Below are 14,193 nucleotides of genomic sequence, written 5' to 3'. Positions count from 1 at the left end.
CGCCGCAGTCAGATTGGGCGATCGATGTGGGTTCCGTACCCCGACTCGCCGACGATCTCGCCCTCCTCGTAGGCGACCTGACCGCGAACGACCGTGTGCGTCGGCCACCCGGTCACCTCGCGCCCCTCGTACGGGGAGTAGTCCGCACCGCTGCGGAGCAGCTCCGGGGTCACCGTCTTCGTCTCGTCGAGGTCGACGACCGTCAGGTCCGCATCGGTTCCGACCTGAACGGAGCCTTTCTTCGGATATATATCGAACGCTTTCGCGGTGTTCGTGGAAGTCACCTCGACCGCGCGTTCGAGCGAGATGCGTCCCTCGTTGACCCCCTCCGAGAGGATCAGCGGGAGCATCGTCGCCGTCGAGGGGAAGCCGGGGAGGCTGTCTGGCACGTCCTCGCCGACCTTGTCGTCGCGCAGGTTCGCGCAGTGGTCGGTGCCGATACAGGAGATCGTGCCGTCGGCGACGCGCTTCCACAGCGTCTCCTGGTCTTCTTTCGACCGCACCGGCGGATTGACGTTGTGGCGCTCGTCGCACTCCTCGGCGGTGAGCGTCAGGTAGTGGGTACACGTCTCCCCGGTGATATCCCACCCCGCGTCGTGGAGCATCGCCAGCTCGTCCGCGGTCCGTCCGGCCGAAATGTGGACCGCGTAGAAGCTGTCGTCGTAGTCGTGTTGCCGGGCTAACGAGCCGCTCGCGGTCATGCTCTGCGTCTCCGCGTAGTCCGGGAACTGGTCGACCAACACGTCGTAGTCGCGGTACTCCTGGTCCTCGTCGACCGCGGAGTCGAGGTACGGGTTGTCGCCGAGCGCGCTCGTGATCTCCATGTTCTCGGAGTGGTGGCCGAGCGTCGTGGGCACGTCCTGCGCGGCGAGCGCCTGAATGAACGCGTCCGCCCAGTCGTCGTGCATCTCGGAGTCGGTGCCGAACTTCTCAGGCGCGACGTCTTTGTAGTTCTTGTACCACTTGAACGACGTAATCCCCAACTCCTCGACGATGTACGGAATCTCCTCGATGTGCTCGAACGAGAGCAGTCCCAACGAGAAGAAGTAGTCGTGGTAGTAGTTCGGCTCCGCCTCGGCGAAGTAGCCCTCCATGATCTCCTCGTAGGAGCCGCCCCGCCGGAAGTAGTTCCCGATAGTCGTGACGCCGCCGACGAGGTCGGAGCGCGACTCCGTCTCGGCGTCGGCTTCGAGCCCGCGGTAGATCCCGTGGTGAGTGTGCGGGTCGATCGCGCCCGGGAGGACGTACTTCCCCTCGGCGTCGATCACGCGGTCGCCGGAGAGAGTCCCCGAACTCGCGATCGCGGCGATCTCGTCGCCGTCGGCGGCCACATCGGCCTCGAAGGCGCCGAGTTCGGGCGTGACGACGGTGCCGTTCGCGATGACGAGATCGTGTGTCATCGCGCGCCCTCCGTCGGTTCGCTCGGGGTCATTCGTCGATCCCCTCCACCCACGACTCCACCTCGTCGCGTTCGAGCACCTCGGCGTACTTCATCCACAGGTCCATCAAGGCGATCTTGTGGCTCGCCTCGATCCGGTCGAACACGCACTCCTGTGGCAACACGACGTTGAACCCGTTCTGCTGGGCATCGATCGCGGTCGCGCGGACGCACCCGCTCGTGGAGTTCCCGACGATGATCACCGAGTCGTGGCCGCCGCGGACCAGCCGCGAGAGCAGGTCGGTCCCGTAGAAGGCGGAGGCGTACGACTTGTTGATCACCGTCTCGCCCTCTTTCGGGGCAACGGCGTCGACGATGTCGAGGTCCTCGTGGTTCGGGTCGTCGTAGCTCGACGGGACGACCCGGGTGTACGTGACCGGAATCTCGTGGTTCCGGGAGAACTCGAGGAACGGCTCGATGTGGTCGATCGCGTTCCACGCGATCTCGCCCATGGCGGTGCGATACTCCTCGACTGCGTTGAGGATGGGCTCGTCCGCGCCGACCACGAGCCGCTGCATGTCGATGACCAGGACCATTGGGTTCGTCCCCATCCCGCGAGACTCCCACGAGGACGCTCCCTCCTTGTCGTAGCCGGCTGCCGAGATGACCTGTTTGTCGCGCTCGGTGAGCAGGTCTTCCCAGATACGCTTTGTCATGTTAACGAGTGCCAGTACGACGAGGAGTCGCATAATTCTGTGGGTGAGGGCGAGGGGTTCGGAACCCTCAACGTACCGACACGGGGCGATCGCCTCATCGCGACAGCACAGAGCAACCGACTCACCGCGACAACACGCCGACTCATCGCGACGGCGCGAACGCTTCCAGCGTGCGCTCCACCCACTCCCTGTCGCTCCCGGCGGGGGCCCGGACGATCGGGAGGTCGACGCCGATCTCTCGGAGGTGGTCCAGTTGGGCCCGCGCCTCCTCGGGAGTCCCGACGACCGCGAGGTGATCGAGGAGCCCGGTCTCGACTCGCTCCGCGCCGGCGTCCGTCGAGGGGGCGTCCCGGACCGCGTCGACGACGTCTTCGAACCCCGCCTCCACGGCGGCGCGGTCGTAGTACCCCGGGATGTCGCGCAGGTAGTAGGCAATGTGTTCGGCCGCGGCCCGACGCGCGCGCTCGGGGTCTTCGTCGACCGCAGTGAGCACGTACATCGCCACGTCGATCGACGCCGGGTCCCTGTCGCCGCGGGCCGCGCCGTCGGCGAGCCACCCCTTCGCCTCCTTGAACTGCGAGTCCGGGTAGAGGTTCGGCACCCACCCGTCCGCGAACTGTCCGGTCAGGCGGACGTTGCCGGGCCCCAGCGCGCCGTTGTAGATCGGGATCGACGCGCGCTCGGGCGCGAACGCCTCCCAGAACGCGGTCCGCGACGGCGAGAAGAACTCCCCGTCGTACCCCTCCGGGTCGCCCCGGAGGTACCGGCGGACCAGTTCGATATACTCGGCCATCCGCGGGAGGGGGCGCTCGAACTCCGCGCCGTGGAACCCCTCGACGACGCCCGGGTGGGCGACGCCGAGCCCGAGGACCGCGCGGCCGCCCGAGTGCGCGTCGAGGGTCGCGACCGCCTGCGCGATCGCGGCCGGCGTCCGCGAGAACACGTTGACGATCCCCGTCGCGAGCCCGATCCGCTCGGTGTGGACCGCCCAGCGCTCCAGCTTGCCGAACGCCGACTTCCCCTGTCCCTCCGCGGCCCACGCGCTCTCGTACCCAAGCTGCTCCGCGCGGACGACGAGTGCCGGCTCGTCGCGCAGCGCGAAGAGAACGCCGACGCGGTCGGCAGTCTCCTCGTTGCTCGCGTCGCTCACGCCTCGACCACCCCCTCGACCGCGAGGTCGTTGTACACGTCCAGCCGGCGGATCGCGCCCTCGCAGACCTCGTAGACGTCGACGTACCGCACGTCCTCGAACCGCTCGCCGTCGTTGTCGACGCCGTGGAGGGTCCCCTGACTGACGACGCGATCGCCGTCGACGGTCCACTGGCCGAACGCCTTGCCCGCGCGCTCGTAGCGCGGTTCGAGGAACGCGAGAAACGACGCCGCGGCGTCCGGCCCCTCAAACCGCGCTCCCGGGACCGTGACGACCGCGTCGTCGGCGAACAGCTCGCCGACGGTCCCCCGTTCGTCTGGGTCACCCATCCGCTCGAAGAACTCCTCGACAGTCTCGCGTGGCGTTCGGGCCATGATACCCGTACGCACCCGAAGAGATATAAATCGGACTGCCGACAGTCGGGATGCCGATCGGCGGTCGCAGACGGGAAGAGTCGCCAGCGGCGCGGACTCGGGGGAAATCAGTGTTGGCACACGAACGGCGACGCCCCGCCGACCGGTAGATTTACGCGGTGTGGTTTCTTCCCCCGTGGTATGAGTTCGCTCGATACAGAGCCGCAGCGGCGGACGCTAGACGACGCGAGCGCGGAGGTCGTCTCCGCCGGCGAGGTCGAATTCGACGTGGAGACCGACGTGCTGATCGCGGGGGCCGGCGGGTGCGGGCTCACGGCGACGCTCGCGGCCTGCGAGAACGAGGACCTGACCGTCACCCTCCTGGAGAAGAGCGGCGAGGTCGGCGGCAACGCCGCGCTGTCGACGGGGATGATCCCCGCGGCCGGCACGCGCTTCCAGCGCGAAGTGGGGATCGAGGAGGGACCCGCGGACATGGCACGGGACATCTTGGAGAAGAACGGCCACGAGGCCGACGAGGAACTGGTCCGGCACCTCTGTGAGAACAGCGTCGATCTGATCCACTGGCTCGTCGACGACTGGGACCTCTCTCTCCATCTCGTGGACGACTTTAAATACCCCAAACACTCCGAGTACCGGATGCACGCGCCGCCGGGGCGGAACGGCGAGCATCTCGTCGCCGAGATGCGCGATCGGATCGAAGCGAGAGAGAACGCGGAGCTGCTGACGAACACGCCCGTGACGAAGCTGGTCGCGAAAGACGGGGCCGTCGAGGGCGTCGTGGCCGGGTCGGTTCGGGAGGAGGCGATCCGCGCGGAGAAGGTGATCCTCGCGACCGACGGCTTCGCCGGGAACCGGGAGATGGTCCGCGCCTACTGCGAGGCCGACATCGCCGACGCGCTCTACTACGGCTCGGACGGCAACACCGGAGACGGGATTCGCTGGGGCGCGGAGCTCGGCGGCGCGCTCGCGTCGATGGACGCCTTCCAAGGCCACGCGACCGTCGTCAGCGGGACCGGCGCGCTGTCGACGTACGCCGTCGTGATGAACGGCGGGATACTCGTCAACGCCGACGGCGAGCGCTTCGGTAACGAGTCGAAGGGGTACTCGGAGTTCGCGGTCGACGTGGTCCGCCAGCCGGACGGCGTCGCCTACGAGATCTTCGACGAGCGCATCTTCGAGCGACTTCAAGGCGAGTTCGACGACTTCGACCGCGCGGTCGAACTCGGCTCGTACACCAGCGCCGACACCGTCGAGGAACTCGCCGCGGAACTCGGCTGTGCCCCGGAGGCGACCCGGGACGCGGTCGAGTCGTACAACGCGGCCGTCGACGCGGGAGAACCAGACGAGGTCGGGCGGGCCGACGGCCGCAACGTCCTCTCCCCGCCGTTCTACGGGACCGAGGTCACCGGCTCGCTGTTCCACACGCAGGGCGGGCTGGTCGTCGACGAACACGCGCGGGTGCTCCGGGAGGACGGGTCGACCGTCGACGGGCTCTACGCCGGGGGTGGCACCGCGACGGGCATCAGCGGTCACGGGGCCGACGGCTACCTCTCCGGGAACGGGCTCACGACCGCCATGGGGCTCGGCCGGCTCGCCGGTCTGCACGCCGCCCGGTCGCTGGGTGAGTGACGATGGAGCCGACCGACGACGAGACGAGGCCGGAACCGGCGTTTGCCGGCGAGACGGTACTGATCACCGGAACCGCCCGGGGGATCGGCCGCGCCTGTGCGGTTCGCTTCGCCGAGCGCGGCGCGACGGTGGTCGGCGGCGACCGCCTCGATCAGTCGGAGACGGCGGGGACCTGTACGGATCTCCCGGGGGCGTTCGAGCCGGTGGCTGCCGACGTGACCGACCCCGAAGCGGTCGAAGCGCTGGTCGAGCGCGCGGCCGACACCGGACGCGTCGACGCGGTCGTCAACGTGGCGGGAATCGTCGCGCGCGAGCCGCTCGCGACCCACGACGGCGAGCCGTGGGAGCGATCGGTGGCGGTCAACCTCACCGCGCCGTTCCGGATCGCCCGCGAGGCCGCGCCGCACCTCCGGAAGACCGGTGGCGCGGTCGTCAACATCTCGTCGATCTACGGCCAGATCGGCGCGGCCGAACGCGCCGGCTACGCGTCGACGAAGGCAGGGATAGAGGGGTTAACGCGCGCGCTCGCCGCCGAACTCGGGGAGGACGGGGTCCGAGCCAACGCCGTCGCGCCGGGATTCATCGAGACGCCGATGACCGAGCCGTACGCCGAGGACGATGCGGCGCGCGAGCGGTTTCGGGAGCTCGCCGCCCTCGAACGACTCGGGGGTCCGGGCGAGGTCGCGAGCGTCGTCACCTTCCTCGCGAGCGACGACGCCTCGTTCGTCACGGGCGAGACGGTCCTCGTCGACGGCGGGCGAGCCACCGTGGAGTGAATCGGTCGGCGGACGACGGCGATCGACTGGTGGCGGCGACTACGGACCATTTTTGACGCAAACACGCGTGTGTGACTCACAAGCATGAAAACGTTTATTCGCACGTGCGGTTACGTTCGGGTGTGACTCGCCCGATCTTAGAGACCGAGGGGCTGACTAAACGGTTCGGCTCGCTCGTCGCAAACGACAGGCTCTCCGTAACCGTCGAGGAGGACACGATCCACGGCATCATGGGGCCGAACGGCTCCGGGAAGTCGACGTTTTTCAACACCGTCACCGGGTTCTACCGCCCCGACGGCGGCACGGTCCGGTTCGACGGAGAGGACGTGACCGGGTGGAAACCCGACGAAATCGCCCGACGCGGGCTCGCGCGGACCTTCCAGATCCCGTCGCCGTTCGAGGACCTCACGGTCAAGGAGAACATGCTCGCCGTGTTCACTGGCGGGCTTCGCTCCGGGATGCGGATCTCGGAGGCGAAACGCGCCCGCGCCGACGAACTGCTCGAACTCCTCGAGATCGACCACGTCGCCGATCAGGAGGCCGGCGGGGTCTCGGGCGGGCAGGAGAAACTGCTCGAACTCGGGCGGATCTTGATGCTCGAACCGGCCTGCGTGATGCTCGACGAGCCCACAGCGGGGGTCAATCCCTCGCTCCGGAATCGCCTGCTCGAACACTTAGAGACGCTCAACGACCGCGGCACGACGTTCGTGATCATCGAACACGACATGCGCGTCATCGCGGACGTGTGTGACCGCGTAACCGTGTTCAATCAGGGACAGGTCCTCGTCGAAGGCGACTTCGAGTCGGTGACGAGCGACGAGCGCGTCCGCGACGCGTACCTCGGCGGCGCCGCCGAGCACGACGCGTCGCTGGAGACGCTCATCGGGGAGGAGGCGGATGCCCCGGTCTCCGAGGAGCGTGGCACACCCGCCGACGCCGCGACGGAACCGACGCCGACCGCCGGCGGTGGCGGAGCGGTGCCGGCCGACGGCGCGGGCGAGGCGGCCGGGTCCGCGGCGACCGGGGGTGCGGCGAGCGCTACGTCCGCGCTCTCCGGGATCGGCTCGGAGTCCGACGGGGAGCCGTGGCTCGTCGGCGAGGACCTCATCAGCGGCTACGGGAACCACCGGGTCGTCGACGGAATCTCGATGGAGAGTCGGGACGGCGTGACCTGCATCTTCGGGCCGAACGGGTCGGGGAAGTCGACGCTTTTGAAGACGCTCGCCGGGGTCGTCCCGGCGTGGGAGGGCCGAGTCACCCACCGCGGCACCGACGTGACCCACAACAGGCCGGCCGAGAACGTCCACCGCGGCGTCACGATGCTCCCGCAGGACGGCGGGATTTTCGGCGGCCTCACCGTCCGTGAGAACCTCCTCCTCGGCGGGTACACCGTCGGTGAGGGGGCGGTCCGCGAGGAGCGACTCGACGAGGTGTTGTCGTCGTTCCCGGAGCTCAAGGACAAACTGGACGATCGGGGGCGGTCGCTGTCGGGCGGCCAACAGATGATGCTCAGCTACGGTCGCGCGATGATGACCGGCGCGGAGGTGTACCTCCTCGACGAGCCGTCGAGCGGGCTGGCCCCCTCCCTCATCGATCAGGTGTTCGAGATGACGCGACGGCTCGTCGCCAGCGGCGCGCAGGTGATCCTCATCGAGCAGAACGTCCGCGAGGCGCTTCGGATCGCCGATTACGTCTACATCCTGGCGCAGGGCCAGCTCCAGTTCGAGGGGACCCCGGCAGACTTGACCGACGAGGACGACCTCGTCGAACTGTACCTCGGACTCGACTAACGCCCGTCTCGATCACTCGTCTCGACCGCCCGTCTTGCCCGCTCGTCCCGACCGCCCGTCTTGCCCGCTCGTCTCGACCGCCCGTCTTGCCCGCCAGTCTCGATCCCTCTTTCCCGTCAATCTCGACGGCCTGCCACGATCCGTGACAGCGATCACGAGTTTCCGTAACAAACTATATGTGCACCCGTCACACACAAAGCGTGTATGGGAGGAAATCCCGCGGATAGTGTCAGTAGACGGTCGTTTGTCAAATACAGCGGTGCGGCCGGCGTCACCGGTGCCCTGGCTGGCTGTAGCAGTAACGGCGGCGACGGCGGCGACGGCAGTGATGGCGGCGACGGCGGCGATGGTGGTAGCGGCGGAGGCGGTGACGGAAGCGACGGCGGCGACGCCCCAGACGAGGTGATCATCGGGTCGAACCACCCGCTGAGCGGGGCGCTCAGCAACACCGGCGAGCGCATGGACCAAGCGGTCCGACTGGCCGCGATGATGAAGAACGAGTCGGGCGGCATCGAGTCGCTCGACGGGGCAGAGCTCAGCGTCATCAGCGGGGACAACGAGGGCGCACAGGAGCTCGGCGGCGAAGTCGCCCAAGAGCTCATCGACGACGGTGCCAGCGTGCTGACCGGCTGCTACTCCTCGCCGGTGACGAGCGCCGCGACCCGGACGTCGGAGAGCGCGGGCGTGCCGTTCGTCATCTCGGTGTCCGTGGCCAACTCGATCCTGCGGGAGACGCAGCTCAACTACGCGTACCGGCCCCAGCCGCCGGCGGACCAGATGGCGATCGACCACGCGCGACTCCTCGCTGACACCATCCGGAACGCCGGCGAGGAGATCGAGACCGCGGGGCTGTTCTACATCGACATCAGCTTCGGCCAGTCGATCCGCGACGCGCTCCGGGAGGAGCTCCCGGCGAACGACATCGAGATCGTCGCCGAGACCGCCTACGAGCCGGGCGACACCGCAGACACGCAGGTCACGTCGCTCCGGGACGCGGACCCCGACGCCGTCATCGCGACCACCTACCGGTCGGGGACGATCGAGCTCGTCAACGCGATGGACAACCAGAACTACCAGCCGGACTACGTGACCGGCTGTTCGAACGCGGCGATGAACGACATCAGTGCGCTCGAAGAGATGGGCGACACCGTAGAGGGCGGGTTCGCAACCAACTTCGCGCTCGACCCGACGTCCGACCGCGCCGGCGAGGTCCGATCGCGCTTCGAGTCGGAGTTCGACTCCGGATTCGACGCGAACGTCGCGATGACCTACGCGGCCACCGAGGTCATCATCGCGGCGATCGAGGAGGCGGGCTCGGCCGACCCCGAAGACATCAACAATGCGCTCGGAGAGATCACCGTCGAGGATCACATCGCGGCGATGCCGCCTATCACCTTCGCCGACAACGGTGAAAACGAGAACGCGCTCGCTCCGCTGTTCCAGATTCAGGATCTCGAGGACCGCGTCGTCGCACCCGAGGAGTTCGCCGAGACCGACGCGCAGTTCTGACCCACATGCTTTCCTCGTTTCTCCCTGACGCCTGCTGTCGAGAAGCCGCCGGCGTGGCGTTCGTCGGCGCGTTCGATGCGCTCGGGATACAGACAGCGCTCGGCCTCTCGCTGCCGTCTCCGACGATATTCGCCCAGTACTTCGTGTTCGCGGTGCTGCTCGGCGGGATCTACGGACTCATTGCGCTCGGGCTGACGATGATCTTCGGCGTGATGGACGTCATCAACTTCGCGCACGGGGCACTGATGGTGGTCGCGATGTACGCGGTGTTGGTCTTCTCGGACGCCACAGGCCTCTCGCCGTTTTTCGCCATCCCGTTCGCCGTCCTGTTGCTGTTCGTCTTCGGTGTCGTCATCTATCGGTCGACGATCGCACCGATCATCGACGCGCCACAGGAGAACCAGCTGATCGTCACCTTCGGCGTTCTGTTGATCCTCATCAGCGGTGTCGAGATCGCCTTCGGCTCCGACCCGCGACAGCTCGGGCTCGACCTCGGCTCCCTCGAAATCTCCGGCGTGTTCGTTCCGCAGGGGCAGCTGTACGCGCTCATCATCGCGCTCGTCGCGCTGTCTGGAACGTGGCTGTTCCTCCAGCGAACAATGCTCGGTCGCGCGATCCGCGGGACCGCGGACAACCGCGACGGCGCGCAGTACGTCGGGATCGACGTCCCCCGGATCGACGCGCTCACCTTCGGGATCGGTGCCGCGCTGGCGGGACTCGCGGGTGCAGTTATCCCGCTGTTCCAGTCGTTCACGCCGGCGCTCGGCGACCAGTACCTGATAAACGCGTTCGTCGTGGTCGTGCTGGGCGGGCTCGGATCCTTCCCCGGCGCGTTCGTCGGCGGGCTCATCATCGGCTTTATCCAGGTGTTCGGCTCGGCGTACCTGGGCGGCTCCACCTACCAGATCGTGATCTTCATGGCCTTCATCCTCGTGTTGCTTGTGAAACCGGAGGGACTGCTCGGAGGGAGCGACGATGAGTAACGCGCTCTCGCGGGCCGTCGAGCGGTACGGCGCGTTCCGGGACGAGTGGTACGCGCTTCCGGCGCTGGTCGCGGCGAGTCTCATCCTGCTCGCGGCGATGCCGTTCCTCCGACAGCTCGCGCTGTTCGGGTACGCCCCGCTAGGCTGGCTCAGCCTGAACATGCTCATCATTACCCTCATCTGGGCGACGACCGCTCAGGCGTGGAACATCATGTCGGGGTACACCGGACAGTTCTCGTTCGGGCACGCCGCGTTCTTCGGACTCGGCGCGTACGCGACGATCATCCTGACCGGAACCTTCGGGATCTCCCCGTGGATCGGGATGCTGCTCGGCAGCGTCCTCGCGGGGATATACGGGCTGTTGATCGGCGCGTTGACCTTCCGCTACGATCTGGAGGGGCACTACTTCGCGCTGGCGACGTTGGCGTTCGCGGAGCTGTTGCGGTACGTGTTCACGAACGTTCCGCAACTCGGCGGTGCAAGCGGGTTCTTCAGGCCGCTCGCGCGCGAGTACGCCGACGGGCCGGGGCTGGCCGCGTTCCAGTTCACCGGCGACCTGCCGTACTACTACCTCATTCTCGGGTTCCTGACGGTCGTCACCGTCGTCTCGCTCGCGATCAACCGGTCGCAGCTCGGCTACTACCTGTTCGCGATCCGCGAGCGGGAGCAGGCTGCGGCCGCCATCGGGGTCCCGACCTACCGGTACAAGCTGTTGGCGGTCGCCGTGAGCGCCTTCTTCACGGCGTGGCCCGGGGCGTTCTGGGCGATGTACTTCAACACGATCCGTCCGACGACGGTGTTCGATCTGCTCGTCAACATCGAGATTCTCCTGCCGGCGATCGTCGGCGGGATCGGCACCGTTCTCGGCCCGATCGTGGGGTCGTTCATCGTCATCCCGGTCAGCGAGTTCGTCCGCCAGTCCTTCTCCGTCCCCGGGCTGAACAACGCCGTCTACGGGGTCATCCTCATCGCGATAGTGTTGTACAGCCCGAAGGGCGTCGTCTCGTGGCCGTCTCGCTTTGTCGAACTGCTCCGTGCGCGCACCGACCTGTTGGACGACGATGCCGCCTGAGCCCGAACGCGATCTGGCGGCGTTCGCCGCGGAGCTTGAGACGGAAGCGATTCCCGACCGGGTCCGCGACCGGGCGGGACTCACAATCGCCGACACGCTCGGCGCAATCGTCGCGGGGTCGACCGACGACGCGGTCGTCGCGCTCGCGCGGCGCTGGACCGACGGCGTCTCCGGCGGGGCGACGGTGCTCGGCGCCGACGGCGGCGAGACGGTCCCGCCGCTGGCGGCGCTCTGCAACGGCGCGGCGGGCACCGTCCTCGAACTCGACGAGGGGCATCGGTTCGCCGCCGGCCACCCGGCGATCCACGTGTTGCCCGCGCTGTTGGCCGACGCCGAGATCGGCTACGGCGACAGTGACGCGTTCGTGCGCTCGTTCGTCGCGGGCTACGAGGTCGCCGTCCGAACCGCCCGCGCGGTCGGGACGCTCGAATCGGGGTACCACCCGCACGGCGTGTGGGGGGCGGTCGGCGGCGCGGCCGCAGTGGCACGCTCTCGCGGACTCGACCCGGAGACGACGCGCTCGGCCATGGCCATCGCGGCGAACTACGCGCAACACACCCGGTTCGAGGCGGCGACGGAGGGCGCGACCGTGCGGAACGTCTACGCCGGCATGAGCAACCTCGCGGCGCTGGTCGCCGTCGATCAGGCGGAAGCCGGGTTCGGCGGCTTGGAGAACGGCGTCGCGCGGCACCTCGAATCCGCCGCCGACGGGGTCGACGAGGCAGCCCTCTCGGCGGGACTCGGCGAGCGCTGGGAGCTGGAACACGGCTACTTCAAGATCCACGCCGCGTGTCGGTACACCCACCCGACGCTGGATGCCATCGCGGCCCTCCCGGACGGGTTGGATGCGGCCGCGGTGGAGTCGGTCCGCGTCGAGACGTATCCGGCGGCCGCACGGCTGACGGAGTCGCGACCGCAAAACCAACTGCAGGCGAAGTTCTCGATCCCGTTCGCGGTCGCGACGGCGCTGCTGCGCGGCGAGACCGGACCGACCGCGTTCGTGGACGAGGCGATAACTTCAGAAGCGATCGCGCTCGCCGAACGCGTCACGGTCGCTGTCGACGACGAGATCGCCGCCCGGGCTCCCGAACAGCGGGGCGCACGGGTGATCGTCGAGACGGCGAACGAGCGCTTCTCGCGAGAGGTCGTCGCCCCGCGAGGCGGCGAGCACGACCCGTTCGACGAGGGGCGGCTCGAATCGAAGTTCCGAGAGCTGGTCGCGCCCGTGATTGGCGCGGACCGGGCGGCCACGCTCTGGGAGAGCGCCAGGGCGCCGGAGCCGCCGCGCGTGCTCTGTACGCTCGCCCGGCGCTGACACCGCGGCGTTCCGTTTTACGACGCCCGCCGCGGCCCATACGCTTTTGCCCGCGACGCGCGTCTCCCGGGTATGGCAATACGACACACACGACAGTGGGAGCGAGCGGTCGCCGAGTTTCTCGCGTCGCCCGTCGACGACGTGGCCCGCAAGCACGGACGGGCAGTGGTCGCGGACGTACTGGCGGCCGCCGTCGCCGGATCGGCGGCACCCGGGGTCGCCGGCGTCGCGAGAGACGGTGCGTTCGTCGACGGCAAGGCGTCAATACTCGGGACTGATCGACGAGTCGCGCCACCGCAGGCCGCCATGACCAACGCAGCGGCCGCCATCGCACAGGAGATCGAGGAGGGGCACAACACGGGGGGCCACGTCGGTGCCGGGATCGTCGCCGGCGGGCTCGCCGCCGCGGAGGCGAACAACGTCGACGGCGAGGCGTTCGTCGACGCGTGTACTCGGGCCTACGATATCTGTGTCCGGCTGGAACGGGCGATCTTCGCGATGAAAGACCGGATGAACGACGCGATCCCGTGGCTCGTTCGGAACCCGCACTCGACGTGGACGACCGTGGGGCCGGCCGTGACGAGCGCCCTCTGTCTGGACGCGACCCCCGAGGAGCTCACGGAGACGTTCCGGATCGCTGCGAACCTCGCGGTGGTCTCGATGCACGACCCGTACGCGGAGGGCGCGCCCGCGCGGAACTTCACCGCTGGCTTCTCGGCGCAGGCCGGCGTGACCGCAGCGCTGACCGCGCTCGCGGGACTGGAGGGCTCGCGCGCGGCGATCGAGGAGGTGTACGACCCCTTCGAGGAGCTGCTGCCGGACGGATTCGCCAGCCAGTTCGAGACGCTCGGCGAGGAGTGGGCGATCGCGGAACACTACTTCAAACCGTACCCGTCCTGCCGGTACACCCACCCGCCGCTCGACGCGCTCCGCGAGGCGATCGACGGGCGGGCGGGAGACGGCAGCGAGCGATCGGGCGACAGGCAGGCGATCGACCCGGCCGACGTGGAGGCGATCACGGTCAGGACGTTCGCCAACGCGACCGACATGTCTCACGCCGAGCCCGAGACGATGACCGCCGGGAAGTTCTCCGCACCGTACGTGCTGGCGACGTACCTCTGTCGGGGGAGCGTCGACCTCGACCACTTCACGGCCGAGGCGCTGGCCGACGAGACGGTTCAGTCCGTGGCCGCACGCGTCGAACTCCGCGAAGACGACGGGTACGAGGCGGCGTTCCCCGAGTCGTGGGGAGCGAGTGTCGTCGTCGAACTGCGCGACGGGACGACTCTGACCGGTGCGCGCGACTACCCCCGGGGAGACTACCGCGACCCCATTCCCGACGCGGAGTATCGCGCTCGGAACCGTGCGCTCCTGGCGCACGGGCTCGGCGGGGGGCGGGAACATAACGCCCGAGTCGACGAGGCGCTCGACGCCCTCGACGCGGTCGCGGAGCGCCCGGTCCGGTCGACGGTCGACACGCTCCGACCGTAATACGGAACAG

General features: G+C 68.4%; 12 protein-coding genes. 8 read left to right on the top strand and 4 right to left on the bottom strand.

Features of this window, described 5'->3' with window-relative positions:
* Window positions 1-8 precede the first annotated feature (8 nt).
* The 4 genes from HLAC_RS05435 to HLAC_RS05420 form a co-directional block, all read right to left on the bottom strand.
* Window positions 9-1,400 (bottom strand): dihydroorotase, encoded by a 1,392-nt coding sequence (locus HLAC_RS05435; protein ID WP_015909841.1) that lies wholly within the window; start codon window positions 1,398-1,400, stop codon window positions 9-11.
* A 28-nt stretch (window positions 1,401-1,428) separates the two neighbouring features.
* Complete coding sequence (locus tag HLAC_RS05430) at window positions 1,429-2,094, bottom strand: isochorismatase family protein (protein ID WP_015909840.1); 666 nt, start codon at window positions 2,092-2,094, stop codon at window positions 1,429-1,431.
* A 142-nt stretch (window positions 2,095-2,236) separates the two neighbouring features.
* Window positions 2,237-3,244 carry an LLM class flavin-dependent oxidoreductase gene (locus HLAC_RS05425; protein ID WP_015909839.1) on the bottom strand — a complete coding sequence of 336 codons (1,008 nt, stop codon included), beginning with the start codon at window positions 3,242-3,244 and terminating at the stop codon, window positions 2,237-2,239.
* Window positions 3,241-3,618, bottom strand: a complete 378-nt coding sequence (locus tag HLAC_RS05420; protein ID WP_015909838.1) for a nuclear transport factor 2 family protein — start codon at window positions 3,616-3,618, stop codon at window positions 3,241-3,243. The genes HLAC_RS05425 and HLAC_RS05420 overlap by 4 nt, the downstream gene beginning before the upstream one ends.
* Before the next feature lie 180 nt (window positions 3,619-3,798).
* Between HLAC_RS05420 and HLAC_RS05415 the strand changes: the two genes are divergently transcribed.
* The 8 genes from HLAC_RS05415 (at window position 3,799) to HLAC_RS05380 (ending at window position 14,183) form a co-directional block, all read left to right on the top strand.
* Window positions 3,799-5,247 carry an FAD-dependent oxidoreductase gene (locus HLAC_RS05415; RefSeq protein WP_015909837.1) on the top strand — a complete coding sequence of 483 codons (1,449 nt, stop codon included), beginning with the start codon at window positions 3,799-3,801 and terminating at the stop codon, window positions 5,245-5,247.
* A gap of 2 nt (window positions 5,248-5,249) precedes the next feature.
* Window positions 5,250-6,023, top strand: a complete 774-nt coding sequence (locus HLAC_RS05410; RefSeq protein ID WP_015909836.1) for an SDR family NAD(P)-dependent oxidoreductase — start codon at window positions 5,250-5,252, stop codon at window positions 6,021-6,023.
* 122 nt (window positions 6,024-6,145) lie between these two features.
* A complete protein-coding gene (locus HLAC_RS19800; RefSeq protein WP_015909835.1) occupies window positions 6,146-7,813 on the top strand; it encodes an ATP-binding cassette domain-containing protein in 1,668 nt (555 codons plus the stop codon).
* Between the two features lie 204 nt (window positions 7,814-8,017).
* A complete protein-coding gene (locus tag HLAC_RS05400) occupies window positions 8,018-9,322 on the top strand; it encodes a substrate-binding domain-containing protein (protein WP_015909834.1) in 1,305 nt (434 codons plus the stop codon).
* Window positions 9,323-9,327: 5 nt separating this feature from the next.
* Window positions 9,328-10,305 carry a branched-chain amino acid ABC transporter permease gene (locus tag HLAC_RS05395; protein WP_015909833.1) on the top strand — a complete coding sequence of 326 codons (978 nt, stop codon included), beginning with the start codon at window positions 9,328-9,330 and terminating at the stop codon, window positions 10,303-10,305.
* Window positions 10,298-11,377 (top strand): branched-chain amino acid ABC transporter permease, encoded by a 1,080-nt coding sequence (locus tag HLAC_RS05390; protein ID WP_015909832.1) that lies wholly within the window; start codon window positions 10,298-10,300, stop codon window positions 11,375-11,377. The genes HLAC_RS05395 and HLAC_RS05390 overlap by 8 nt, the downstream gene beginning before the upstream one ends.
* On the top strand, window positions 11,367-12,692 hold the full coding sequence (locus tag HLAC_RS05385) for an MmgE/PrpD family protein (protein ID WP_015909831.1): 1,326 nt from the start codon (window positions 11,367-11,369) through the stop codon (window positions 12,690-12,692). The genes HLAC_RS05390 and HLAC_RS05385 overlap by 11 nt, the downstream gene beginning before the upstream one ends.
* Window positions 12,693-12,764: 72 nt before the next feature.
* On the top strand, window positions 12,765-14,183 hold the full coding sequence (locus tag HLAC_RS05380; RefSeq protein ID WP_015909830.1) for an MmgE/PrpD family protein: 1,419 nt from the start codon (window positions 12,765-12,767) through the stop codon (window positions 14,181-14,183).
* The last annotated feature ends 10 nt before the right edge of the window (window positions 14,184-14,193 follow it).

Origin of the sequence: Halorubrum lacusprofundi ATCC 49239, from assembly GCF_000022205.1 — an archaeon.
In the GTDB taxonomy this organism is placed as follows: Archaea; Halobacteriota; Halobacteria; order Halobacteriales; family Haloferacaceae; genus Halorubrum; species Halorubrum lacusprofundi.
The sequence above is the reverse complement of the archived record's forward strand: the minus strand, read 5'-3'. Positions and strand labels throughout refer to the sequence as shown.